The organism is Bacillus cereus group sp. N14, from assembly GCF_016483555.1.
In the GTDB taxonomy this organism is placed as follows: Bacteria; Bacillota; Bacilli; order Bacillales; family Bacillaceae_G; genus Bacillus_A; species Bacillus_A wiedmannii.
Window position 1 is genome coordinate 1 of sequence record NZ_JAEHBQ010000086.1, and the last position, 271, is coordinate 271.

Consider the following 271-nt stretch of genomic DNA (forward strand, 5'->3'; position numbering starts at 1 on the left):
TCTTGTTGTTGTTTTTTTTCTTCTCGTGGTTTTTCTGTTTCTTCGCCTTGCTTTTCTGTTTCTTCGCCTGGTTTTTCTGTATCTTCTTCTGGTTTCTCTGTTTCTTCGCCTGGTGTTCCTGTTTCTTCACCTGGTTTTTCTGTTTCTTCACCTGGTTTTTCTGTTTCTTCACCTGGATTTTCTGTTTCTTATACTGGTTTTTCTGTATATTCAACTGGTTTTTCTGTATATTGTACTTGATGTAATGTTTATTCTACTGCGTGTAAAGTAA

At 35.8% G+C, this 271-nt stretch carries 1 protein-coding gene; it reads left to right on the forward strand.

Features of this window, described 5'->3' with window-relative positions; all coding sequences use genetic code 11:
* Nucleotides 1-240, forward strand: a 240-nt coding sequence (locus JDS82_RS29190) for a hypothetical protein (protein ID WP_199714335.1), incomplete at its 5' end; no start/stop codon positions are given.
* Nucleotides 241-271: the final 31 nt, after the last annotated feature.